Annotated in this window: 24 protein-coding genes; 10 read left to right on the top strand and 14 right to left on the bottom strand. The window is 68.3% G+C overall.

The features are described 5' to 3' along the window. Window positions 1–3: 3 nt before the first annotated feature. Window positions 4–540, bottom strand: coding sequence for a MarR family winged helix-turn-helix transcriptional regulator (locus AUL33_RS03470; protein ID WP_244491947.1), 537 nt, complete (start codon window positions 538–540; stop codon window positions 4–6). 286 nt (window positions 541–826) lie between these two features. Between AUL33_RS03470 and AUL33_RS03465 the strand changes: the two genes are divergently transcribed. Then, window positions 827–1717 (top strand): branched-chain amino acid aminotransferase, encoded by an 891-nt coding sequence (locus AUL33_RS03465; protein ID WP_062203701.1) that lies wholly within the window; start codon window positions 827–829, stop codon window positions 1715–1717. A gap of 120 nt (window positions 1718–1837) precedes the next feature. After that, entirely contained in the window at window positions 1838–2479 is a 642-nt protein-coding gene (locus tag AUL33_RS03460; protein ID WP_062203698.1) for an MBL fold metallo-hydrolase, read from the top strand. Between the two features lie 22 nt (window positions 2480–2501). Here the strand turns inward: AUL33_RS03460 and AUL33_RS22710 are convergent, their stop codons facing one another. Both AUL33_RS22710 and AUL33_RS03450 read right to left on the bottom strand, forming a co-directional pair. Then, window positions 2502–3452: a BA14K family protein gene (locus AUL33_RS22710; RefSeq protein WP_062203695.1), complete on the bottom strand. Its 951-nt coding sequence runs from the start codon at window positions 3450–3452 to the stop codon at window positions 2502–2504. A gap of 235 nt (window positions 3453–3687) precedes the next feature. Next, entirely contained in the window at window positions 3688–3903 is a 216-nt protein-coding gene (locus tag AUL33_RS03450) for a cold-shock protein (RefSeq protein ID WP_062203690.1), read from the bottom strand. Between the two features lie 588 nt (window positions 3904–4491). Here AUL33_RS03450 and AUL33_RS03445 point away from each other — a divergent pair. From AUL33_RS03445 to AUL33_RS03430, 4 genes are all read left to right on the top strand, one after another. Beyond that, window positions 4492–4812 carry a hypothetical protein gene (locus AUL33_RS03445; RefSeq protein WP_156419266.1) on the top strand — a complete coding sequence of 107 codons (321 nt, stop codon included), beginning with the start codon at window positions 4492–4494 and terminating at the stop codon, window positions 4810–4812. 159 nt (window positions 4813–4971) lie between these two features. Further along, window positions 4972–5325, top strand: a complete 354-nt coding sequence (locus AUL33_RS03440) for a hypothetical protein (RefSeq protein ID WP_062203684.1) — start codon at window positions 4972–4974, stop codon at window positions 5323–5325. Window positions 5326–5677: 352 nt separating this feature from the next. Next, window positions 5678–6001 (top strand): hypothetical protein, encoded by a 324-nt coding sequence (locus tag AUL33_RS03435; protein ID WP_202815287.1) that lies wholly within the window; start codon window positions 5678–5680, stop codon window positions 5999–6001. Window positions 6002–6169: 168 nt separating this feature from the next. Beyond that, the gene (locus AUL33_RS03430; protein ID WP_156419265.1) at window positions 6170–6478 is read left to right on the top strand and encodes a hypothetical protein; all 309 of its coding nucleotides are present in this window, start codon (window positions 6170–6172) and stop codon (window positions 6476–6478) included. Between the two features lie 14 nt (window positions 6479–6492). On the opposite strand, the gene AUL33_RS03425 is transcribed toward AUL33_RS03430, so the two are convergent. From AUL33_RS03425 to tkt, 11 genes are all read right to left on the bottom strand, one after another. Beyond that, entirely contained in the window at window positions 6493–7233 is a 741-nt protein-coding gene (locus tag AUL33_RS03425) for a pyridoxine 5'-phosphate synthase (RefSeq protein ID WP_062203678.1), read from the bottom strand. Between the two features lie 212 nt (window positions 7234–7445). Next, window positions 7446–8216 (bottom strand): enoyl-CoA hydratase-related protein, encoded by a 771-nt coding sequence (locus tag AUL33_RS03420; protein ID WP_062203675.1) that lies wholly within the window; start codon window positions 8214–8216, stop codon window positions 7446–7448. Next, complete coding sequence (locus AUL33_RS03415; protein ID WP_244491945.1) at window positions 8213–9052, bottom strand: hydroxymethylglutaryl-CoA lyase; 840 nt, start codon at window positions 9050–9052, stop codon at window positions 8213–8215. Before AUL33_RS03415 ends, AUL33_RS03420 begins: the two co-directional genes overlap by 4 nt. Window positions 9053–9075: 23 nt before the next feature. Continuing rightward, the gene (locus tag AUL33_RS03410) at window positions 9076–11058 is read right to left on the bottom strand and encodes an acetyl/propionyl/methylcrotonyl-CoA carboxylase subunit alpha (RefSeq protein ID WP_062203671.1); all 1983 of its coding nucleotides are present in this window, start codon (window positions 11056–11058) and stop codon (window positions 9076–9078) included. Window positions 11059–11065: 7 nt separating this feature from the next. After that, window positions 11066–12673 (bottom strand): carboxyl transferase domain-containing protein, encoded by a 1608-nt coding sequence (locus AUL33_RS03405; protein WP_062203669.1) that lies wholly within the window; start codon window positions 12671–12673, stop codon window positions 11066–11068. After that, a complete protein-coding gene (locus AUL33_RS03400; RefSeq protein ID WP_062203667.1) occupies window positions 12673–13836 on the bottom strand; it encodes an isovaleryl-CoA dehydrogenase in 1164 nt (387 codons plus the stop codon). Before AUL33_RS03400 ends, AUL33_RS03405 begins: the two co-directional genes overlap by 1 nt. Before the next feature lie 15 nt (window positions 13837–13851). Then, complete coding sequence (locus AUL33_RS03395) at window positions 13852–14460, bottom strand: TetR/AcrR family transcriptional regulator (protein WP_062203732.1); 609 nt, start codon at window positions 14458–14460, stop codon at window positions 13852–13854. Between the two features lie 102 nt (window positions 14461–14562). Continuing rightward, on the bottom strand, window positions 14563–15726 hold the full coding sequence (locus tag AUL33_RS03390; protein ID WP_062203729.1) for an HPP family protein: 1164 nt from the start codon (window positions 15724–15726) through the stop codon (window positions 14563–14565). Between the two features lie 210 nt (window positions 15727–15936). Then, window positions 15937–17007, bottom strand: coding sequence for a class II fructose-bisphosphate aldolase (gene fba / locus AUL33_RS03385; RefSeq protein WP_062203664.1), 1071 nt, complete (start codon window positions 17005–17007; stop codon window positions 15937–15939). Window positions 17008–17043: 36 nt separating this feature from the next. Beyond that, window positions 17044–17829: a triose-phosphate isomerase gene (locus AUL33_RS03380; protein ID WP_062203661.1), complete on the bottom strand. Its 786-nt coding sequence runs from the start codon at window positions 17827–17829 to the stop codon at window positions 17044–17046. A gap of 78 nt (window positions 17830–17907) precedes the next feature. Next, entirely contained in the window at window positions 17908–19920 is a 2013-nt protein-coding gene (tkt, locus tag AUL33_RS03375) for a transketolase (RefSeq protein ID WP_062203659.1), read from the bottom strand. Window positions 19921–20164: 244 nt separating this feature from the next. Between tkt and AUL33_RS03370 the strand changes: the two genes are divergently transcribed. The 4 genes from AUL33_RS03370 to AUL33_RS03355 form a co-directional block, all read left to right on the top strand. Then, window positions 20165–21145 (top strand): sugar-binding transcriptional regulator, encoded by a 981-nt coding sequence (locus AUL33_RS03370; protein ID WP_062203657.1) that lies wholly within the window; start codon window positions 20165–20167, stop codon window positions 21143–21145. Between the two features lie 139 nt (window positions 21146–21284). Next, a complete protein-coding gene (locus AUL33_RS03365; protein WP_062203655.1) occupies window positions 21285–21746 on the top strand; it encodes an RpiB/LacA/LacB family sugar-phosphate isomerase in 462 nt (153 codons plus the stop codon). Between the two features lie 182 nt (window positions 21747–21928). Then, window positions 21929–22216: a hypothetical protein gene (locus tag AUL33_RS03360; RefSeq protein WP_062203653.1), complete on the top strand. Its 288-nt coding sequence runs from the start codon at window positions 21929–21931 to the stop codon at window positions 22214–22216. A gap of 40 nt (window positions 22217–22256) precedes the next feature. Further along, a partial coding sequence (locus AUL33_RS03355) for a GreA/GreB family elongation factor (protein WP_062203651.1) occupies window positions 22257–22729 on the top strand: 473 nt, incomplete at its 3' end.

The raw sequence follows: 22729 nt of genomic DNA, 5'->3' as shown, positions 1-22729 counted from the left end.
CCGTCACGCGTCAGTCTCCTTGCCGATGCCCTGCTTGGCGAACCAGTCCCGCGTCGCCCGACGGTCGATTCCCATCTCAAGAAGGAAGTCGTTGACGAGGCCGGGGTCGGGCAGCGCCGCCGCCTTGAAGGCCGCATCGATGCGGCGTCCCTGGGCGCGCGACAGTTCAAGCGTCAAAGTGCGGCCCTTTTCCGTCGGATAGAGCCGGCGCTGCCGCCGGTCGTCCTCGCCCTGCACCTGAACGATGAACCCCTCGTCGACGAGCTGGCGCAGGACACGCGAAAGCGACTGCTTGGTTATCTGCAGGAGTTCGAGAATGTCGGCGATGGTCATGCCCGGCGCGCGGTTGACGAAGTGCAGGATGCGATGGTGCGCCCGCCCGAAGCCGTAGCGCTCGAGGATCGAGTCCGCGTCGGCGGTGAACTCGCGGTAGGCGAAGAAGAACAGCTCGATCAGCCGGAAATCCAGCTCGCCGCGCGTCGGCAGTGGCTCTCGGACGATGTCCGAACCGGGGGTCGCAGCCGAATCGCTCAAACGCATATCCATGGAAATAGGTCAGCACTGTTGACGTATATGCCCTCCATTGTTACACCGATGCACACCGGTTGGAACAGTCCGACAGCCGGGATCGCCGTCATCCCGGCATCTTCGCCGACCCGTTCTGCATGATTGATGCCGCAATTTCAGCCAAAGCCTGCCGCATCGTTCGGACCGATGGCGGGTTGTCCGTCGTACCCGGGCGCGTGGGAGGCCGGAATGCGCCGCCGGGTCGGGCGCGCCGGACCAATTGGAAAGGGCGCCTCCTCGAAGGGGCGCGAGAACCACGATGAGCACCGTTCCCTTCGACCAGCTGGATGGCCAGATCTGGTTCAACGGCGAATTCCTGGACTGGAAGGATGCCAAGATTCACGTGCTGACCCACGGGCTGCATTACGGCTCGTCGGTGTTCGAGGGCGAGCGCGCCTATGGCGGCGAGATCTTCAAGCTGCGCGAGCACACCGAACGCCTGATCGCGTCCGGCAAGATCCTCGGCTTCGACCTGCCGTACGGCGCCGCCGAGATCGACGCGGCCTGCAACGAGCTTCTGCGCCGCCAGGGCTTTACCGACGCCTATGTGCGCCCGATCGCCTGGCGCGGCTCGGAATCGATGGGTGTTTCGGCTCAGAAGAACCGGATCAACGTTGCGATCGCAATCTGGCAGTGGCCGAGCTACTTCGATCCCGAGCAGCGGATGAAGGGCATCCGTCTCGACATCGCCGACTATTGCCGGCCCGATCCGCGCACCGCGCCGTCGAAGGCCAAGGCCAGCGGCCTCTACATGATCTGTACCATTTCGAAACATGCCGCCGAGGCCAAGGGCTATGCCGACGCGCTGATGCTCGACTGGCGCGGTCATGTGGCCGAGGCGACCGGCGCCAACGTCTTCTTCGTCAGGGACGGCGTCATTCATACGCCCGATCCCGACTGCTTCCTCGACGGCATCACCCGACGCACCGTCATCGATCTCGCCAAGCGGCGTGGCTACGAAGTCGTCGTGCGGACGATCCTGCCGGACGAACTGTCGGATTTCACCGAATGCTTCCTCTGCGGCACCGCCGCCGAGGTGACGCCGGTGGCCGAAGTCGGGCCCTACCAGTTCCAGCCGGGCGACATCACCCGTCGCCTCGTCGAGGATTACATGGCCGAAGTCACGCCGAAGCGTCTCGCCGCCGAATAGGCCCGTCGCCGCCGAGATCGATCAGCCCGGTTCCGCTTGCGGCGCCGGGCTTTTTTCGTCAGACGGAACGCGCCGGGCGATCCCGCCGCGGCGCCACTGCCTTCATCCGGGAGCCGCCGCTTGACCCGACTGTCCGCCGAGATCGTGCCCGTCACCCCGTTCCAGCAGAACTGCTGCATCCTCTTCGACGACACCTCGAAGGAGGGCGTGGTGGTAGATCCCGGCGGCGACGTCGAGCGCATCCTCGCCGCCATCGACCGCCTCGGCATCGCTGTCGAGGCCATCTGGCTGACGCACGGCCATATCGACCATGCCGGCGGCGCGATGGATCTAAGGGATGCGATCGGCGCCGAGATCGTCGGGCCGCACAAGGCCGACGCGATGCTCCTGTCGCGGCTCGAGGATCAGGCCCGCATGTTCGGGCTGGAGGGTGCGGTTCGCAACTGCGTGCCCGATCGGTGGCTCGCGGAGGGCGAAACGCTCCAGATCGGCACACATGCGTTCGAGGTGCTGCACGCACCCGGTCATTCGCCGGGCCATGTCGTGTTCTTCCAGCGGGCGGCGCAGTTCCTTCATGCCGGCGACGTGCTCTTCGCGGGATCGATCGGGCGCACCGACCTGCCCGGCGGCGATCACGCCACGCTTCTGGCCTCCATCCGCACCAAGATCCTGCCGCTCGGCGATGACGTCGGCTTCATCTGCGGTCATGGGCCAGGCAGCCGCCTCGGCGTCGAGCGCCGCACCAACCCGTTTCTCGTCTGAGGTCTAGTCGCCTTCGAAGCGCTCAAGGCTCGCCGGTGCAGAACCGGCGGCGTCCGCTCTCGTCGGTGTAGGTGCCGAGCGAGGCGTCGAAACCGGGGTAGCGGGCGACGCAGTCGCGCAGCCACTCGGGCGTCCACGGCTCGAACCCGGTCGGCTCGGCCGACGGCGTCGCCTCGTTCGCGGCAGGCGAGGCATCCACCGGCGCCGCGACCGACGCCTGCGGGCGATCCGCGGGAATCGGCGGCGAGGTCGGGGCAGGGGCCTGCAGAAGGGCGTCGTCGCCGGCCGCCCCGTCATCGGGATAGACGGTCATCGCCTGTTCGGCCGGCGTCAGCCGCGAGAAGCGCGTCGCATTGGCGGGAGGCGCCAGGGCGACGTCGTCCTTCTGCGCTTCGGCCGTCGCCGCGCGGCGGAAGTCGGGCGAGACCCGGATGATCTTGGTTGCGCCGGAATAGACGATGTCGAGCCCGTCCTTGCCGTAGGGCCGGCGATCCAGCCGCGCGGAGGCGACATCAATGATCTTGGCTCCGCCCTCACGCCGCACGCCCGGCTGGTCGGCCAGCGCATCGGGACCCTCGTTCGGCGGCGTGCCGATGTAGATCACGGACGGGCTGGAGACGGGGCCGGAGGTTCCGTAGGTGAGGGTGTCGCGATCGAAGGCCTCGACCGGGCCCGCCCTCATGCGCGAGACCGAGCCGCTGATCCGTTCGAACCTACCGCCATGGCTCTCGCGGACGATCGGGCGCGGCCGCTCGCTACGGATGCTGCCGCCGTCGCGCAGGAAACTGCGCGTGTGGTCGTCGAACGCGAAGCCGCTGATCGAGGGGGCTTCGACGGCGACCCGGCCATAGGGCGTTCGAACGATCGTGCGGGACTGGATCCCGCCGCCATCGGCGAGGAAGTCTCGCGCCTCGGCGGGCGCCGACAGGGCCAGAAGGGCGGCGGTCAGAAGGACGGAAGGGTGCGGCGTCACGGGGAGCCTCCGGCGCGTTAACGTTTTGTCAACGATACCGCAGCAAGGCGCATGCCAGTTCAACTGTCTCGAAATGGCACGGGCTCGGCCGGTTGCTTGGAGGGCGGGCGGTTTGCGCCCCGCTTCGCGCCGTCAGAAGGCTGAAAACGACAAAGGCCCGCTCCGTTGCCGGATGGGCCTTTGCAAATTCGCATGCGTGTATCGCGGCCTTGCGGCTTGCGATCGACGACGTGTCTCAGTCGGCGGCTTCGAGGTTCACGGCCTTCGGGCCCTTGCCGCGCTTGTCCGGCTCGGTCTCGTAGGAAACCTTCTGGTTCTCGACGAGGCCGGAAAGGCCCGACGCCTGAACGGCCGAAATATGCACGAAGATGTCCGCACCACCGTTGTCAGGCTTGATGAAACCGAAGCCCTTTTCGGTGTTGAAGAACTTGACCGTACCGGTCTGTGACATGACGAAACCCTTTTCCTTGGCTTATTCGTTGCCCTTGCGGGCCTGGCAGGCAAGTCTTGATGCGAGGAAAAGGAACCGATACATCGCAGCCGGCTTTCGCCAACCGCCCGAAGGAGGCGCCTTCGATACGCAATTCGTCCATTACCCGAGTTCGCGAATTTGCCCGAACATCAATCTCTTGCAATCAGTCCGATGTGTTTGCAAGCAAAAGTTTCACGACGCCACTTCACATTTCGTATCGGCACCCAAGGGGGATAGCCTTGCATATCCCTCGTTTGCCGCGAGGATAGACTGCCGGTCTCGGCGAAGGCGGGTTTTCGCCACAGCTTCACCACGCTCTCGTCGGCGACTTGTTCATGCGAACAGCACGGCTCGGGATGGAATCGGAAACTGTTCTTTCAAGTCTCTTGAAAGCGCTTCATCGTGGGATGAACCGACCGGCCGTGCACCTCTTGCGACGTGCTTCGATCGCTCCGGCGGCCGGAGCGTGCTGACGGCTTCGTGACGCGCCAAGCGAAACCAATGCCGTCCTGCCGGCCTTCCCTCCACGACCGTCCGCTTCGCGGACCCGTTTTGGGAGACGATCCGATGAACCGACTTTTGGCCGCAACAGCAGCGCTGGCCTTCTCTGCAGCGCCGGCGTTCGCCCAGTCCGCAACGCCCGCGCCCGCGCCGGTGACGCCACCTGCGAGCGTCGACAACGCGTCGCCCGATCAGATGGGCGCCGCCGCCACCACCGGCGACACGACGCGGGCCCCGAGCGTCGGCATGACCGATCCGACCTCGACGAGCGCCACGTCGCGGGATGGTTCGCTCGTGCCGACCGAGGGCATGGATCCCGCCGCGGCCGCAGTCGCCACGGAGACCACACCGTCGGGCGGGATCGTGCCGGGCCAGAGTTCGAACTGATCCTTGGCGAGCGAGGGCGGGCCTGCTCGTCTTCGTTCCGACTGGGGCGAAACGTGCGGGCTCGGCGAGCTCCGACCTCCGATTGGATGGCCGGGGCTCCGCGGAACTGTCCCATCCTTCGCCCGTTTCGTCCCGGACCTCTCTGATGGGAACACACTCATGATCCGCTCCACTCTGGCTGCCGCAACCTTTGCCGCCGTCGCCGGCCTTGCGACCGCCGCCGCCGCGCAGTCTTCCGCACCCATTCCGCGCAATGGCGGGACCGTCGAACTCGGACGCGGCACGCCCGTCGAGACCGGCGGCACCGGACTGCCGGGCGTCGGGCTCGATGCGTCGACCTCCAGCCGCAGCGGAAGCCCGCGCGGCCCCGGCGGCCTCTCGAACGGGGTCGGCGCCTACGGCGTCATGGCACCGGATGCGTCCGGAACGGCTGGCAACACGCTCACCCGCGTCCCTGGCGCGATCCCGGAGACCAATAGCGGCATCGGCATCCCCCTCGGCCGCGAAGGCTGATCGACCGGCATTATAGAGAGGCGAGCGCCGGGTTTCCGGCCTCGCCACAGCTTCCCACTGAAAGATGACATGCGCCATTCCCTCGGTTTGATCGCAGCTTTGTCCGCCATGCTGGCGCTCGCCGCCTGCGTCCCATCCGGCCGTTTGACCCCGACGGGCACCGGACAGACACCGTCGGGCGGGCTCGTTCCCGGGCAGACCGAGCACTAGCGACAGGGATCTGTTGCCGGCAATGGACCGACATGACGCTTAGGCTCTCCACGTCATATCAGGCGAGGGGCGACCCATTCAGGTGCGGTTCAGCCGCGTGCCGGTACAACCTTCGACATCCGTGGAACAGGGAGTTCGAGCTATGAAGACGATGATCTGGGGCGCTGCCGCCGCTCTTCTCTTCACGACCGCAGCGCCGGCCTTGGCGCAGACCTATCGCAGCGATGTGCGGCAGTACCGCCAACAGGAGCGTATCGAGCGCGGTTACCGATCGGGTCGGCTGACCCCTCGCGAGGCCGCCCGGCTCCAGCGCCAACAGCACCGCATCGACCGAGTCGAGCGCCGCGCACGCGCCTACAACAACGGCCATGTCGATCCGCGTTCGCGTCGCCAGATCGAGCGGATGCAGAATCGAGCGTCGCACAACATCGCGCGCAAGGCGAACAATTATCGCTACGGTTACTGACGTCCGTGCCATGAGGGAGAAAAGGCCCCTTCCGGGGCCTTTTTCTTGGCGATCCGTCAGGCCGCGCGCCGCAAGCCGGGGCGCTTCCGGAACTCGCTATCCACGCTGCCGTTGTCGTCGCAACGCTCCGATCCGTTCGATCGTCGAGCCCGTTCGAAGGATCACGCGATGAGACCGTTCCTCACCAACACCTTCGCCGTCGCCGCCATGGCCGCGGCTCTCTCGCCTCTGACCGCGCAGGCGGAGGAGGCCGGGGTGCGGCTCTCGCCCCGCGAGCGCGCCGAGGTCGTCGAGCGCTACGTGTTGCCGGATGGGCGCGTCGTGCTGCTGACCGAGAACAACGGGCTACCCTTCCTCTTCGGTCTCGGCGACGCGACTGGCAAGCCGTCGAGCGTCCCGCTGGTCAACGGCATCACGCCTTCGGTCATGGCCTCGACACCCTCCGGCGGCCTTGTTCCCGGCCAGAGCCCCGAATAGCGAGCCTCGATCCGTCAGCCGTTCAGCGCGGCCAGGAAGCGCCGCACCGTCTCCGGGAATCCAAATTCCAGCGCGTCGGCGATCAGCGCGTGGCCGATCGACACTTCGGCGATCTCGGGCACCGCTGCCTTCAGGGCGGGAAGATTGGCAATCGTCAGGTCGTGTCCAGCATTGACGCCGAGGTCATGCCGACCTGCCGCTTCGGCGGTGATCCGAAGCGCTTCGATAGCGGCTGTCGCAGCGGTCTCGTCCGAGTGCGTCGCGCCATAGGGGCCAGTGTAGAGCTCGATCCGGTCGGCGCCAAGTTCGGCGGCGATGTCCACGCCCTCGGGCGATGGATCGGCAAACAGCGAGACGCGGGCGCCTCCGGCCTTGAGGCGGGCGATCACCGGGCGCAGGCGCTCGGCTTCGCCAGCGAAGTTCCAGCCGTGGTCGGACGTCGACTGGGCGGGGTCGTCCGGCACCAGCGTCACCTGGTCGGCGCGCGCATCCTCGCAGAGCCGCAGGAACGTCTCGGTCGGATACCCCTCGATGTTGAACTCCGCCGACGGAAACTCGGCGTCGATGAGGGCGCGCAGGTCCGGTAGATCCGAGAAGCGCACGTGCCGTTCGTCGGGCCGGGGATGCACCGTCAGCCCGCCGGCGCCGTTGGCGAGCGCCAGCCGGCCGAAATGAACGACGCTCGGCCACGGGAGGTCGCGGCGGTTTCGCAGCATCGCGACGGCATTGAGGTTGACGGAGAGGACGGTACGCATCTCGGGCTCCTGGCGAGCGGCAGGGACGACGCGGCGAATCGTCGGCCGCTCCCTGCTGTTATCGGCCGACTGCGGCGGCGATCAAGTCACCCGTTCGCTTGTCAGTTGACACGTAGCACATGGATCATCGAGCCGCCGGAGCGATCAAGGCTTTATAGGTCTCGGCCGATGAGGCCTCGAGTCGGCGGCCACGATCGCCTCGTCGGCATCCGCTACCCGCCAGTTTTCGAAAGAAAGGCCGCAATCGCGGCGTGCGTCGCCGGACGCTCCCAGCAATCTGCCAACTGTTCGGCGGTCCGGCGCAGGGCTGTCTCGTCTAGCGATGCGGTATTCGAGAGAACGAGGCGCTTGGCCAGCGCAACGGCGCCGGCATCGACGCCGCGATAGGGCGCGATCTCGCGATCCACCGCCGCGTCGAGTTCGATGGCGCTCGCCGTTCGCGCGACGAGCCCGAGCGTCACGGCCTCGTTCGCGTCGAAGGCGCGGCCGGAGAAGAACACCCGCCGGGCGTTGGCTTCGCCGGTGCGGCGCAGGGCATAGGGCGAGATCGTCGCGGGGATCAACCCGAGGCGGACCTCGGTGAAGGCGAAGCGAGCGGTATCGACGGCAACGGCAACGTCGCAGACCGCGATCAGCCCGAGACCGCCGCCGAATGCCTGACCGTTGATCCGGCCGATGAGCGGCTTCGGCAGTTCGTTCAGTGCCTTCAGCATGCGCGCCAGCGTCATCGCCGCTTCGATCCGTGTTTCGCGGGTCGCGTCGAACTGGCTGCGCATCCAGCTGAGATCGGCCCCGGCCGAAAAGCTCGCGCCTTCGCCGGTGAGCACGACGGCGACGACCGAGCGGTCCTCGCCGAGCCGGCGCGCGGCATCGGTCAGCTCGGCGATCATCTCGGCGTTCATCGCGTTGTGCCGGGCCGCGCGTGTCAGCGTCAGGGTCGCGACCCCCGCCTCGACCTCGATGCGGATCGTCGATGCACTCACGCCAGGGCCTCCGGTCCTGTGATCGCGCGTGCGAAACGAGCGGCTGCGTCCAGCGCCGCCTCGTCCAGCCCGGTCTCGAAGCCCAGCGCCCGCAGCCGAGCGTTGACGCGCTGTGTATCGACATTGCCCGGCGCACCCGGCGCGAAGGGACATCCGCCGAGGCCGGCGATGGAGGTGTCGAAGACGCGAAGGCCACGCGCGAGGCAGGCCTCGATATTGGCGAGCGCCTGGCCGCCCGTGTCGTGGAAATGACCGGCGAGCCGGTCCGGCGGCAACGCCGACAGCACGGCGTCCAGCATGGCGCCGACGCTGTCCGGCGTCCCCGCGCCGATCGTGTCGCCGAGGCTGATCTCGCCGCAGCCGAGGTCTACGAGCCAGCCCGCGACATCCGCCACGGCTTGCGGCGCGACGGCGCCGTCATAGGGGCAGCGGACCACGCAGGAGACGTAGCCGCGCACCGGCACGCCGTCGGTCTTCGCGGCGCCGAGAACGTCTCGGAAGCGCGCGAGACTCTCGGCGATCGAGCAGTTGAGATTGGCCTGCGAGAAGCCCTCCGAGGCCGAGACGAAGACGGCGACCTCGTCGGCCCCGGAGGCGCGGGCGGCGGCGTAACCGCGAAGGTTCGGCGTCAGCGCGGTGTAGAGGGCGCCCGTGCGGCGCGTGATGCCGCCGAGGACCGCGGCTCCGTCCGCCATCTGCGGCACGCGGCGCGGCGAGACGAAGCTCGCCACCTCGATCCGCCGGAAGCCGACCGTCGAGAGACGGTCCACCAGCGCGATCTTGTCGGCGGTGGAGATGGGCCGCGGCTCGTTCTGCAAGCCGTCTCGCGGCCCCATTTCATGAAGCGTGACGAACTCGCTCACGGCTCGATCGCTTCCAGTTCGGCGATCCCAGCCCCGGCCTCCACCTGATCGCCGACGGCGACGAAGACCGCCGAGATCACGCCATCGCGAGAGGCGCGCAACGTGTGCTCCATCTTCATCGCTTCGACCACGGCCAGCATATCGCCCTGCCGGACGGCCGCGCCCACCTCCGCGCCGACGAGCCGCACGAGACCGGGCATGGGCGAGACGATGCGCCCGTCCGATGCCGGTTCGACGCCGGTTGCGCTGTGGCGAGGCCGGGTGAAGCTCGCGGTGCCATCTCCGCCGAAGACGGTGACGCCGGCCTCAGTGCGCAGGACTTGCACCGGCCGTGTCCACCCGTCGATCGTCATCGTCGCCGGCCGGTCGGCGATGGCAGGGCGGGCCTCCACGTCGACCCGGCCACCCCGAAGATCCAGCGAGAAGCGCGTACCGGAGGTAGCAGAGACCGCGACGGCCAGGGGACTATCCGCCTGCGCCCACGCCACCGTTCGCTCCGCCCGGCCCCACAGGCGGAAGTTCGAGCCGGCATCCCAGGGGTCGCCCGTTTCCCGCGCCGGCTCGAAGGCGCCGAGTTCGGCCAGTGTGGCGGCGGCAAGCGTCCAGTCGTCGGGCTCAACGGGTGCGGTGAGGCCGGCCAGTTTGCGCTCGATCAGTCCGGTATCGACGCTGCCCGCCACGACGTCGGGGTCATCCGTGAGGCGGCGGAGGAAGCCGGCATTGGTGATCGTCCCTTCGATCTGCGTCTTCGCCAACGCATCGGCAAGGCGCCGCAGGGCCTGCGAACGGTCGCGGCCGTGGGTGACGATCTTGGCGATCATCGGGTCGTAGAAGGGCGTGATCTCGTCGCCCTCGCGAACGCCCGTCTCGATCCGTGCATCGGTGGGAAACCGCAGGTGCCGAAGCCGGCCGGTGGCGGGCAGGAAGCCGTTGGCGGGGTCTTCGGCGTAGAGCCGCGCTTCGAACGCATGGCCGTGCATCGCGATCTCATCCTGGCGCAACGGCAGGGGTTCGCCGGCCGCGATGCGCAGCTGCCATTCCACGAGGTCGATCCCGGTGATCGCTTCGGTGACGGGATGCTCCACCTGAAGCCGCGTGTTCATCTCCATGAACCAGAAGCGGTCGGATCGGAGCCCATCCGAGGCGTCCGCGATGAACTCCACCGTTCCGGCGCCGCCGTAGCGGATGGCCCGCGCGGCGCGCACGGCAGCCTCGCCCATCGCCGCGCGCATCGCGCCGGGCATGCCGGGGGCGGGGGCTTCCTCCAGCACCTTCTGGTGCCGGCGCTGCAGCGAGCAGTCGCGCTCGAAAAGGTGGACGGCCTCGCCCCGACCGTCGCCGAACACCTGGATCTCGATATGGCGGGGCGTCGCGACATAGGCCTCGACGAGGCAGGCGGCATCGCCGAAGGCGGCGAGCGCTTCGCGCTGCGCCCCGGCCAACGCGGCGGCGAAGTCTCGCGGATCGTCGACGCGCCGGATGCCCTTGCCGCCGCCGCCGGCTCGCGCCTTGATGAGGACGGGATAGCCGATGCCGTCGGCCTGCGCGGCCAGGAAGTCCGGCTCCTGCCGCTCGCCGTGATAACCGGGCACGACGGGAACGCCGGCCTCCGCCATCAGCCGCTTGGCGGCGTCCTTCAGCCCCATGGCGCGGATCGCCGCCGGAGAAGGCCCGACGAAGACGAGACCGGCGCCCTCGATGGCTTCGGCAAAGGCGGCATTCTCCGACAGGAAGCCGTAGCCGGGGTGGACGGCATCGGCGCCGGTGCGCAGCGCCGCCTCGACGATGCGATCGGCCCGAAGGTAGCTCTCGGGTGCCGGCGCGGGGCCGATGGCCACCGCTTCGTCGGCCATGGCGACATGCAGCGCGTCGCGGTCGGCATCGGAATGGACGGCGACGGTCGAAAGCCCCATCCGCCGTGCCGTGCGGATGATGCGGCAGGCGATCTCGCCGCGATTGGCGATGAGGAGTTTGCGCATGGGGCCCTCACATCCGGAACAGGCCGAACCGCGTCTCCGCGATGTCGGCGTTGAGCGCGGCGGCCAGCGACAGCGCCAGCACCTCGCGCGTGCGGCGGGGATCGACGATGCCGTCGTCCCAGAGCCGGGCCGAGGCGTAGAGCGGATGGCTCTGGCGTTCGAACTGCTCGACGGTCGGGCGTTTGAACGCCGTCTCCTCGTCAGCCGACCAGTCCCCGCCGCGCCGCTCGATCGCTTCGCGCCGGACGGTCGCCAGCACGCCCGCCGCCTGCTCGCCGCCCATCACGGCGATGCGCGCGTTCGGCCAGGTCCAGAGGAAGCGCGGCGAATAGGCCCGGCCGCACATGCCGTAATTGCCCGCGCCATAGGAGCCACCGACGATCATCGTCAGCTTCGGCACGGCCGTGGTGGACACGGCGTTGACGAGCTTGGCCCCGTGCTTGGCGATGCCGCCGGCTTCGTATTGCCGCCCCACCATGAAGCCTGTGATGTTCTGCAGGAAGACGAGCGGCACCTTGCGCTGCGAGCAGAGCTCGACGAAATGCGCGCCCTTCTGGGCGCTCTCGGAAAACAGAACGCCGTTGTTGGCGAGGATGCCGACGGGCATGCCATGGAGATGGGCGAAGCCGCAGACGAGGGTGGGGCCGAACAGCGCCTTGAACTCGTCGAAGCGCGAGCCGTCCACGACGCGGGCGATGAGTTCGCGGATGTCGAAGGGCGTTTTCGGGTCGGCCGGCACGAGACCGAGGATCTCCTCGGGTTCGAAGAGTGGCGCCTCCACCGGCTGCAGCGCCACCGGCCAGCGCCTGACGTGATTGAGGTTGGCGACGATGCGCCGGGCGATGGCGATGGCGTGCGCATCGTCGGTCGCCAGATGATCGGCGACGCCGGAGAGCCGGGCATGGGTCTGCCCGCCGCCGAGCTCTTCGGCCGTGGCGATCTCGCCCGTCGCCGCCTTCACCAGCGGCGGGCCGGCGAGGAAGATCGTGCCCTGTCCCTCGACGATGATCGTCTCGTCGCTCATCGCCGGCACATAGGCGCCGCCCGCCGTGCAGGAGCCCATCACCACCGCGATCTGCGCGATGCCGGCGGCGGACATGCGTGCCTGGTTGAAGAAGATGCGGCCGAAATGATCGCGGTCGGGAAAGACCTCGTCTTGGGTTCCAAGGTTGGCGCCGCCGGAATCCACGAGATAGAGGCAGGGCAGGGCGTTCTCGGCGGCGATCTCCTGCGCCCGCAGGTGCTTCTTCAACGTCAGCGGAAAGTAGGTGCCGCCCTTCACCGTGGCGTCGTTGGCGAGGATCATCACCTCGCGGCCCGACACCCGGCCGATGCCCGCGATGGCGCCGGCCGCCGGGAGGCCGCCCTCATGCGTGCCATGGGCGGCGAAGAGGCCGATCTCGAGAAAGGGCGAGCCGGGATCGAGCAGCCGCTCCACCCGCTCGCGAGGCAGCAGCTTGCCGCGCGCCACATGGCGCCGGCGGGCCTCCGCGCCGCCGCCAGCCAGGGCGTCCGATGCGGCTTCTTCAATGGTGCGCAGCTGCGCCAGCATCGCGGCGCGGTTGGCGAGACAATCCGGCGATCGCGGGAGGAGGGCGGAGGCGAGCGCGGGCATCACGCGGTTTCCTTGAAGAGCTCGCGCCCGATCAGCATGCGCCGGATCTCCGAGGTGCCGGCGCCGATCTCGTAGAGCTTGGCGTCGCGCAGGAGGCGCCCGGTCGGATAGTCGTGGGTGTAGCCGACGCCGCCGAGCGCCTGGATCGCCTGAAGCGCCATCTGCGTCGCCGTCTCGGCAGCGAAGAGGATGCAGCCGGCGGCGTCCTTGCGGCTGGTCTCGCCGCGATCGGCGGCGGCCGCGACGGCATAGACATAGGCCCGCGCCGCATTGGCGGTGACGTACATGTCGGCGAGCTTGCCCTGCATCAGCTGGAACTCGCCGATCGCCTGGCCGAACTGGCGACGCTCGTGGACATAGGGCATCACGACATCGAGGCAGGCGGCCATGATGCCGAGCGGCCCTGCGGCGAGCACGATGCGCTCGTAGTCGAGCCCGCTCATCAGCACGCTCACGCCGCCACCGACCGTCCCGAGGACGTTTTCGGCCGACACCTCGCAATCGGCGAAGACGAGTTCGCAGGTGTTGGAGCCCCGCATGCCCAACTTGTCGAGCTTCTGCGCGGTGGAGAAGCCGGGCATGCCGCGCTCGACGAGGAAGGCCGTGATGCCGCGTGGTCCCGGGGCCGGGTCCGTCCGCGCGTAGACCACCAGCGTCGAGGCGTCGGGGCCGTTGGTGATCCACATCTTCGAGCCGTTGAGCACGAAGCCCTCGCCCCGCCGCTCGGCCCGCAGACTCATCGACATCACGTCGGAACCCGCTCCCGGCTCTGACATGGCAAGGGCTCCGACATGCTCGCCGGAGATCAGCTTCGGCAGATACCGCGCCTTCTGTTCGGGCGTGCCGTTGCGACGGATCTGGTTGATGCAGAGGTTGGAATGGGCGCCGTAGGAGAGGCCGACCGAGGCCGAGGCGCGGCTGATTTCCTCGATCGCGACACAATGGGCGAGATAGCCGAGGCCGAGGCCGCCATCTTCCTCGCCGACCGTAATCCCGTGCAGGCCGAGATCGCCCATTTCGCGCCAGAGGTGGTCGGGAAAGACGTTGGCGCGGTCGATCTCGGCTGCCAGCGGTGCGATGCGCTCGGAAGCGAAGCGGCGCACGGCCTCGCGTAGCGCCGCGACATCCTCGTTGAGGCCGAAGCCCAGTCCGCCCTCGAACATGCTCGGTTCCTCCCCTCAGTTGGTCTTGGTGGCGTCGGGCAGCCCGACCGCGCGGCGTACGAGCCCGGCATAGAGATCGGTGATCTCGGCGATCGACAGGCGCCCGCCCTCGCGGACCCAGGTGGTGACGCCGGTGAGCATGGCGATGAGCGCGCGCGTCTCGACGGCGGGGTCGCGCAGCGCGAAGAGGCCGGCTGCGGCGCCGCGCTCCAGAATCGCGCGCAGGATGCGCTCGTAGCGGTCTCGCAGGGCCTCGACCGCGGCAAAATTGTCCGGCTCCAGGCTGCGCAGCTCCATGTAGGCGACGAACACCGCCTCCGGACGCTCGAAATGGTAGCCGATATGAAAGCGCGCGAATTCGGTGAGATCGGCGGCCGGATCGTCGCCCATCGGCGCGTGTGTCTCCCACGCCGCGATCAGCGCCTCCATGTGGCCGACCATCAGCGCGCGCAGGATGTCCTGCTTGGCGGCGAAGTGATTGTAGATGCCGCCCTGCCGGATGCCGGACGCCTCCGCGATCTCGCGCATCGACACCGCCGCATAGCCCTTCTCGGCGAACATTCCGAGCGCGGCGGTGCGAATGGCGGCGGCGGTGTCGCGAGGTTTGGCGAGGGTTTCGACCATGATGCCCAATAAAATGAACGTTCATTCATATTGAGACACAACCGAATGACTGTCAATTGCGCCTGACAGGATGCCCGGCAGCCGTTCGAGCCGATGGATCGATCAGGAGATCGGCGCAGCCGCGTCCGCCGCGTCGGCGAGAAGCGCCATGACGAGGTCGGTCTGTGAGACGATGCCGACCAGCCGGCGGTCGGGGCCGACGACGGGCAGGTGATGCAGCCCGGCCTCCGACATGAGGGACACCACGGCGGCGACGCTTGCGTCGGGCGAGACGGTTTCGACCGGCGTCGTCATGATGTCCTCGACGCTGCCGGACGGCGCGCGGCCGCGACCGAGCGACAGCTGGATGCGGTGGCGCGTGCCGAGGCGCGGCCCGCGTCGGTCCCACACCGCCTTATCGAGGAGATCGGTCTGCGTGACGATGCCGAGCACGCGCGCGCTGTCGTCGGTCACTGGTAGCGCCTTAATGTGATGCGCGCGCAGGAGTTCGAACGCTTCCTTCAGGGACGCGTCCGGTGCGATCGCAATCACATCGCGCGACATCACGTCGGCGCAGAGCGTGCCGCCGGCGCGGCGGCGGTAGGAGCGCATTTGCGCCTGCCGCAGGATCGCCTCGAGATCGGCGCGCGAGACGTCGAGAAGCTGGTCGTAGTCCCGCAGAACCGCGTCAAGATCGTCCGACAAGAAGCCGGCCCTCGCGCCGGGCGCGGGGTCGGCCGTCCCGTGGTCGATCGGCTTGCGGGCGCCTGCGTTGGGATAGGGACGTCCCGTCAGGTTGTTGAAGGCGAGCGCGCAGGCGAGAAGCAGCAGCGAGTTGGCGAGCACGGGCCAGAGCACGAAGCCGTAGCCGAGAGCATGGATCGCCGGCCCGCCGAGCACCGCCGTCAGCGCAACCGCGCCGCTCGGCGGATGTAGGCAGCGGAGCACGGTCATGCAGGCGATGGCGAGGCCGATGGCCAGTCCCGCCGCCAGCAGCGGATCGGGGAGAAGGCCGGCCACCGCGACGCCGATCGCCGCCGAGACAAGATTGCCGCCGACGATCGACCAGGGCTGCGCGAGGGGACTGGCAGGCACCGCGAAGAGCAGGACCGCCGAGGCGCCCATCGGCGCAATCAACGCCGGGAGTGCCGAGACGTCGCCGATCGCGGTGCGGCTGACGAGGCCGGTGGCAAGAATGCCCACAAGTGCGCCCAATGCTGCGCGAACGCGTTCGCGCAGGCTGACGCTGGTGGGTTCCGGCAGGAAGGAGCGCAGGCGCATCGGCATCTCGAACGAGGGCACCGGGATCGCCCTCCCATGGCGGCCGATGGCGCCGCGGATCTTCGGGCGGCGGAGTCCCGACGGGGCCGTCCGTTCGACCTCTGGCGTTGCCGGCGATGGTTAGTACGTCCCGCCAACATCGGCTCGCGGGACGTCTGTTCAGACCATTCGCAAGGGTCCGACGACGAAGCGGGGCCCGCTTCGGCTGGAAACGCCCTACGCGGCCGCCACTTCGGTGCGCAGCGAGCCGTCGCGGTAGCGCTTGGCCATGTCGGCCAGCGCGATCGGGCGGATCTTGTCGGCGTGGCCGGCGGTGCCGAACTCCTCGAAGCGTTGCGCCGCCAGCTTCGTCACCGCCGTCATGGCGGGGCCGAGATACTTGCGAGGGTCGAACTCCTCGGGCTTCTCGGCGAAGACCTTGCGGATGGCGCCGGTCATCGCGAGACGGCAGTCGGTGTCAATGTTGATCTTGCGCACGCCGTGGCGGATGCCGCGCTGGATCTCGGCGACCGGCACGCCCCAGGTCGGCTTGATCTCGCCGCCATACTTGTTGACGATCTCCTGCAGGTCTTCGGGCACCGAGGACGAGCCGTGCATCACCAGGTGGGTGTTGGGCAGCCGCCGGTGGATCGCCTCGATGACGTTCATCGCCAGGACGTCGCCGTCGGGCTTGCGCGAAAACTTGTAGGCGCCGTGCGAGGTGCCCATCGCCACGGCGAGCGCATCGACATGGGTGTCCTCGACGAAGCGCGCGGCCTCGGCCGGGTCGGTCAGCAGCTGGTCGTGCGAGAGGGTGCCCTCGAAGCCGTGTCCGTCCTCCTGCTCGCCGCCGCCGGTTTCGAGCGAGCCGAGCACGCCGATCTCGCCCTCGACCGAGGCCCCGGCCCAGTGGGCCATGTCGGAGACGCGCCGGGTGATGCCGGCATTGTAGTCGTAATCGGCGAGCGAGGTGCCGTCCTCGCGCAGCGAACCGTCCATCATCACCGAGGTGAAGCCGTGCTGGATGGCGGTGAGGCAGGTCGCTTCGTTGTTGCCGTGGTCGAGATGCATGCAGAGCGGAATGTCGGGATGCATCTCCGCCAGGCCCTCGATCAGCCGGGCGAGGATGAGGTCGTTGGCATAGGCGCGCGCGCCGCGGCTGGCCTGCAGGATCACCGGGGAGGAGGTTTGGGCCGCCGCCGCGAGAATGGCGAGGCCCTGCTCCATGTTGTTGATGTTGAAGGCGGGTACGCCGTAGCCGTACTCGGCGGCGTGGTCGAGAAGCTGGCGCAGCGTGATCAATGCCATCGGTGACGGTTTCCTGAAAGCGGTGAGGAGAAGAGGTCAGGCGAGCGAGGCGACGACGTCCGAGACGATGCCGAGATAACCGTCCGCCTTCCAGGCGGAGCGGCCGATGAAGAGCCCGTCGATGTTCGGGCGGTTCGCCAGATCGACGCAGTTGGTCGGGTTGACGCTGCCGCCGTAGAGGACCGCCAGCGGCGCGCCGAGCTCGGCCGCCGTCAGCTCCTTGATGCGGGCATGCTGCTCGTCGGCGAAGGCCGGGTCGGCGGGCGTGCCACCTTCGCCGATCGACCAGACGGGTTCATAGGCGATGATGACCTTGGCGCCGCCGGCCCAGTTGACGAGCGAGAGCGCCGCGAGCGTCTGGCGCTTGAGGGCGGCGGCGGTCTTGCCGGCCTCGTACTCCTCGAGCGTGTCGCCGATGCAGACCAGCGCCGTCAGCCCGTTGCGCACAGCGGACGCGGTCTTCTTGGCGACGGTCTCGTCGGTCTCGTTGAAGAAGGTGCGGCGCTCGGAATGACCGATCTCGACCAGGCGTCCGCCGCAATCCTTCACCTGCACCGGCGAGATTTCGCCCGTCCAGGCGCCGGCGTCTTCCCAATGGGCGTTCTGCGCGCCGACGATGACGTCGGTCTCGTCGAGCGCGATCACCACGCGGTTCAGAAGCGTGAAGGGAGGGATGACGAAGAGCTGGGCGGCATCGCTCTGCCGGGACCAGTCGGACTGGCGCAACGTTTCGCAGAAGGCATCGGCCTCCCGGATCGTTTTGTTCATCTTCCAGCTCGTGCCGATCCAGGGACGCTTGGTCACGACGGTCTTTCCTCCCATGCCGTTTCGCGCCGCCGGGGCGACGCCTTCGCAACTTCGGCCCCGGCTTGATGCCGGGGCCGAAGCGTCAGTCCTCGATCAGGCGGCGATCTTGGCCTTGGCCTTCTCCGCCAGCTTCTCGGCGGTGAGGCCGAAATGCTTGTAGAGATCGGCGCCCGGCGCCGAGGCGCCGAAGGTGGTGAGGCCGATCACGTCGTCTTCCTCGTCCACGAAGCGGGTCCAGCCGAAGGGGCTGGCGGCCTCGATAGCGAGACGCGGCGCGGTGCCGAGAACGCCGTCGCGATAGCCCTTCGGCTGCTCGGCGAAGAGCTCCCAGCAGGGCATCGAGACGACGGCGGCGCGGATGCCGTCCTTGGCGAGAAGCGCCTGCGCGGCCACCGCGATCTCGACCTCGGAGCCGGTGGAGAGCAGCGTCACCTGACGCGCGCCGCCCTCGGCTTCGGCCAGCACGTAGGCCCCCTTGGCCGAGAGGTTCTCCGCGAGGTCGCCCGTGCGCAGCGTCTTGAGGTTCTGGCGCGAGAGCACCAGCGTCGTCGGGTGCTTGGTATTGGCCAGCGCCGCTTCCCAGCACTCGGCGGTCTCGATGCCGTCGGCCGGGCGCATCAGCAGCATGTTCGGCATGGCGCGCAGCGAGGCCAGATGCTCGATCGGCTGATGCGTCGGGCCGTCCTCTCCCTGGCCGATCGAATCGTGCGTCATCACGTAGACCACCGGCTGGTGCATCAGCGCCGCGAGGCGCATGGCGGGCCGGGCATAGTCGGAGAAGCACAGGAACGTGCCGCCGAACGGAATGAAGCCGCCATGCAGCGACAGGCCATTCATGATCGCGGCCATGCCGTGCTCGCGCACGCCGTAGAACACGTAGTCGCCGGATGCATCGTCCGGGGTGATCGGCTTGGCCGAGCCGGCCTTCGTCAGGTTGGAGCCCGAGAGGTCGGCCGAGCCGCCGAGAAGCTTCAGCGAGCCCGCGGACAGCGCCTCGATGACCATCTGGCCGGCCTTGCGGGTGGCGAGCGAGGGCTTGTCGGCCGCGATCCTCGCCTTCATCTCGGCGAGGATCGCGGTGGCGTCGCCGTCGAACCCGTCCTTCATGATGCGGGCCCAGTCGCCCGCGAGCTTGGCGTCGGCACCGGCGAGGCGCTTCTCCCACTCGGCGGCCTCGGCGGCGCCGCGCGAACCCACGGCCTTCCAGAAATCGGTCACCTCGTCGGGCAAAACGAAGGGCTCGTGCGCCCAGGTGAAGTACTCGCGGGCATGGGCGATGCCCTCGGCGCCGATCGGCGAACCGTGGACGCCGTGCGTACCGGCCTTCTTGCCGGCACCGTAGCCGATCGTTGTGCGGCAGGCGATCAGCGTCGGCTTGTCGGAGTGGCGGGCCTTGGCGATCGCCGCCTCGACGGCGGCCGGATCGTGGCCGTCGACCTGATCGGTGTTCCAGTTGGACGCGGCGACGCGGGCGAGCAGGTCGTCGGAGGTCGAGAGTTCGGTCGAGCCGTCGATCGTGATGCGGTTGTCGTCCCAGAGCACGATGAGCTTGCCGAGTTTCAGGTGGCCGGCGAGCGAGATCGCCTCCTGGCTGACGCCTTCCATGAAGCAGCCGTCACCGGCGATCGAGTAGGTGTAGTGGTCGCAGAGCTCGGCGCCGAAGCGCTCGCGCAGGATCTTCTCGCCGAGCGCCATGCCGACGGCGGTCGCGAGGCCCTGGCCGAGCGGACCGGTGGTGGTCTCGATGCCTGCGCCCTCGCCGAACTCGGGATGGCCGGCGGCCTTCGAATGCAGCTGGCGGAAGCGCTTCAGCTCGTCGATCGGGAAGTCGCGGTAGCCGGTCAGGTGGAGCAGCGAATAGAGCAGCATCGAGCCGTGGCCGGCCGAGAGCACGAAGCGGTCGCGGTCGGCCCAGTCGGGGTTCGACGCGTCGAATTTCATGAAGCGGCTGAACAGCACGGTGGCGACGTCGGCCATGCCGAGCGGCATGCCGGGATGGCCGGAATTGGCGGCTTCCACGGCATCCATCGAGAGAAAGCGGATGCCGCTCGCCATCAGGCGGGTCTGGACGGCGTCGAGGGCGGGGAGGGTGGCGGTGGCCGACATGAAACGTCCTTCAGCTTCGATCGCGGCGCCGGCACTGCCGCCCGGCGATTGCGGGTGGTGGTGCCAGCGATAAGGCATGCGGGACGTCCCGTTGCGACGTGGGAGCCCCCGTTCGCGGTCAGCAATCCCACGGGTCCGCACCGGAATCAATCGCCGCTGCCAGAAAATTGTTCATCTGAACGCTGCAGTGCCATATGAACATGAGGCAAGGCCGGGCGCCTCCGGCGACAAGAGGAGAGGTTCCATGGAATCGTCGGCACCCTCCGACCTCGACATGCTGACACAGATCGCCCGTCGCTATTATGAAGGCGACGCGACGCAGGCTGACATCGCCGCGGAGTTCGGCCTGTCGCGCATGAAGGTCAGCCGTCTCCTGCGCCAGGCGCGCGAGGAGGGGGTGGTGGACGTTCGCATCCGCGTCCACCGCTCGATCGCGCGCGACGTCGAGGAGCGGCTTAAGGCGCGCTTCGGCATCAAGGCCGCGCTCATCGCCACCGACCGGCGCGAGCCCGACGCGCAGCGCGCCGAGGTGGCGCTCGTCGTCGCCGACTATCTGGAGCAGGCCCTCTTCGACGGCGCGACGGTGGCGGTCGGCATGGGCCGCAACGTCGCGGCGGTGGCCGATACGCGCGGCCGCGCGGCGGTCCAGTCCGCGACCTTCGTCTGCGCCACCGGCGGCGCGCACCGGGCCGGCGAGCCCTGGAACGCCGATCACATCTGCCGCAAGCTGGCACGGCGCTTCGGCGGCACGCCCGAGACGCTCTATGCGCCGGCCTACGTGCCGGAGGCGGATCTGCGCGACGCGCTTCTGCGCAACCAGACGGTGCGGCGCACGCTCGACATCGCCCGCGGCGCCGATTTCGCGCTGATCGGCATCGGTGATCTCGGCGAGGAAAGCCACATGGTCCGCATGGGCTGGTTCAAGCGCGACGAGATCCTGGCGGCGCGCGCGGCCGGCGTCGTCGGCGATCTCATGGGCTACGACTTCTTCGATCTCGAAGGGCGCGAGCGCAACGAGATCCTCGGCGGGCGTGTCGTGGGTCTGCGGCTGTCGGAAATGCGGGCGATCCCCAACGTCGTGGCGCTGGCGGGCGAGCCGACGAAATCGGTCTCGATCCTCGCGGCCCTGCGCACCGGCGCCGTGGACGTCATCGCCACCTCGCTCGCCAACGCCCAGAGCATCCTCGCCATCGACGACGCAACGCGGCGGGCCGGTTCGCCTTGAAAAACGAGCGCGGGTTGAACATCTGAACGGGAAGTGATTATCGTAACGAGGAGGGGACGGGCGACCTCGTGAGGTCCCGTCCGCGTGCGGCCCGGCGATGCCGGCCGCCGAACCCGTCGTTCCATCGGAGGAGACACGCATGAAAATCGTTCTGGGCGGCGACAGCGCCGGACTTCCGCTCGTCAAGATTATCGCCGAACATCTGGCCAAGCGCTCCGACCTCGAGGTCGTCGACGCCAGCGCTTCGCCCACGGGCGCAGACGAGCGCTACGCCTCGACTACGGACCGGATCGCATCCTCGGTGGTGAACGGTGAATACGAGCGTGGCATCCTCGTCTGCGGCACGGGCATCGGCGTCTGTATCTCGGCCAACAAGGTGCCGGGCATTCGCGCCGCGCTGACGCACGACACCTATTCGGCCGAGCGGGCCGCCAAGAGCAACAACGCGCAGATCATCACGATGGGCGCTCGGGTGATCGGCCCCGAACTCGCCAAGTCGATCGTCGACGCCTATCTGGCCGCCGACTTCGATCCCGCCAGTTCCTCCGGGCCCAATGTCGACGCGATCGACGCGCTCGACGGCAAGTACAAGGCCGGCTGATCTCGGCCACACCGCTCGAAAGGGCCGGTATTCCCCGGCCTTTTCGGCTCGCGATTCGCGAAGTGACGGCCGGCAATGCGTCGTGCGACTGATTGTTAGGGAACCGAAACGGTTCGGTCGGGTTTCATTCCATTGATCTTCCCCGCTGCGCGTGTCGTGCCGGCCGTTCGGAGAATGAACCCATGCCCGGCGAAGATGATGTCGCGACGTTGATCTGGGGCGACCGGACCTCCCACCCCGACCCCTCGGTCTGGCGCATCGCCGGACCCGGCACCGGTCATTCGGCCGATCGTTGGCCTTCGCTCCACCACGCCATCAACTACGCCGTCGGCATGATGCGCGACCGCGCCGAGGATGACCTTCATCCGTGGATCCGCTCGTCCGCCGGCCACGTCTATTCCCCCGCCGCGATCCGCGTGATGTCGGATGCGATGGATCGTCATGGCCAGCACGCCGTTGCACAGCCTTGAGCGGGACGGACCCGAAACGTCGAACAAAGGCAGAGTTCCCATGAGCGTTGCATTCGTCAAAGAACCCAACGACCTGCAGGTCGAGACCCTTCCCGACCGGGATCTCGGCACCGACACGAATCTCGTCACGACGCGCGGCCTTCGCCTGATCGACGAGGCGCTGGTCGATCTCGACGAGCGCCTCGTCGAGGCGCGTGAGGCCGATGACCGCATCGCCATCGCCACGATCCAGCGCGATGTGCGCTACTGGCATGCACGACGCGCTTCGGCTGAGCTGGTGGACGCGCCGTCCGACGCGTCGAGCGTCCATTTCGGCAGCCGCGTCACGGTGGAACGCGACGACGGGCGCAGCCAGAGCTTTCGCATCGTCGGTATCGACGAGGCCGATCCGGCCCACGAACTCCTGTCGCATGTCTCGCCGCTCGCCCGCAGCCTGCTCGGCAAGAGCGTCGGCGACGTGGTCAAGGCGGGGCAGGGCGATGCCGAGATCGTCTCGATCGAACTGGCTTCGGA

Source organism: Aureimonas sp. AU12 (assembly GCF_001463705.1).
GTDB lineage: Bacteria > Pseudomonadota > Alphaproteobacteria > Rhizobiales > Rhizobiaceae > Aureimonas.
The sequence above is the reverse complement of the archived record's forward strand: the minus strand, read 5'-3'. Positions and strand labels throughout refer to the sequence as shown.

What these genes read in the sequence shown, in the direction of transcription:
- AUL33_RS03470 (WP_244491947.1), bottom strand. Translation starts at nt 540, where the DNA reads ATGCGTTTGAGCGATTCGGCTGCGACCCCCGGTTCGGACATCGTCCGA.
- AUL33_RS03465 (WP_062203701.1), top strand. Translation starts at nt 827, where the DNA reads ATGAGCACCGTTCCCTTCGACCAGCTGGATGGCCAGATCTGGTTCAAC.
- AUL33_RS03450 (WP_062203690.1), bottom strand. Translation starts at nt 3,903, where the DNA reads ATGTCACAGACCGGTACGGTCAAGTTCTTCAACACCGAAAAGGGCTTC.
- AUL33_RS03445 (WP_156419266.1), top strand. Translation starts at nt 4,492, where the DNA reads ATGAACCGACTTTTGGCCGCAACAGCAGCGCTGGCCTTCTCTGCAGCG.
- AUL33_RS03440 (WP_062203684.1), top strand. Translation starts at nt 4,972, where the DNA reads ATGATCCGCTCCACTCTGGCTGCCGCAACCTTTGCCGCCGTCGCCGGC.
- AUL33_RS03435 (WP_202815287.1), top strand. Translation starts at nt 5,678, where the DNA reads ATGAAGACGATGATCTGGGGCGCTGCCGCCGCTCTTCTCTTCACGACC.
- AUL33_RS03430 (WP_156419265.1), top strand. Translation starts at nt 6,170, where the DNA reads ATGAGACCGTTCCTCACCAACACCTTCGCCGTCGCCGCCATGGCCGCG.
- AUL33_RS03425 (WP_062203678.1), bottom strand. Translation starts at nt 7,233, where the DNA reads ATGCGTACCGTCCTCTCCGTCAACCTCAATGCCGTCGCGATGCTGCGA.
- AUL33_RS03415 (WP_244491945.1), bottom strand. Translation starts at nt 9,052, where the DNA reads ATGGGGCCGCGAGACGGCTTGCAGAACGAGCCGCGGCCCATCTCCACC.
- AUL33_RS03410 (WP_062203671.1), bottom strand. Translation starts at nt 11,058, where the DNA reads ATGCGCAAACTCCTCATCGCCAATCGCGGCGAGATCGCCTGCCGCATC.
- AUL33_RS03405 (WP_062203669.1), bottom strand. Translation starts at nt 12,673, where the DNA reads ATGCCCGCGCTCGCCTCCGCCCTCCTCCCGCGATCGCCGGATTGTCTC.
- AUL33_RS03400 (WP_062203667.1), bottom strand. Translation starts at nt 13,836, where the DNA reads ATGTTCGAGGGCGGACTGGGCTTCGGCCTCAACGAGGATGTCGCGGCG.
- AUL33_RS03395 (WP_062203732.1), bottom strand. Translation starts at nt 14,460, where the DNA reads ATGGTCGAAACCCTCGCCAAACCTCGCGACACCGCCGCCGCCATTCGC.
- AUL33_RS03390 (WP_062203729.1), bottom strand. Translation starts at nt 15,726, where the DNA reads ATGCCGATGCGCCTGCGCTCCTTCCTGCCGGAACCCACCAGCGTCAGC.
- fba (WP_062203664.1), bottom strand. Translation starts at nt 17,007, where the DNA reads ATGGCATTGATCACGCTGCGCCAGCTTCTCGACCACGCCGCCGAGTAC.
- AUL33_RS03380 (WP_062203661.1), bottom strand. Translation starts at nt 17,829, where the DNA reads ATGGGAGGAAAGACCGTCGTGACCAAGCGTCCCTGGATCGGCACGAGC.
- tkt (WP_062203659.1), bottom strand. Translation starts at nt 19,920, where the DNA reads ATGTCGGCCACCGCCACCCTCCCCGCCCTCGACGCCGTCCAGACCCGC.
- AUL33_RS03370 (WP_062203657.1), top strand. Translation starts at nt 20,165, where the DNA reads ATGGAATCGTCGGCACCCTCCGACCTCGACATGCTGACACAGATCGCC.
- AUL33_RS03365 (WP_062203655.1), top strand. Translation starts at nt 21,285, where the DNA reads ATGAAAATCGTTCTGGGCGGCGACAGCGCCGGACTTCCGCTCGTCAAG.
- AUL33_RS03360 (WP_062203653.1), top strand. Translation starts at nt 21,929, where the DNA reads ATGCCCGGCGAAGATGATGTCGCGACGTTGATCTGGGGCGACCGGACC.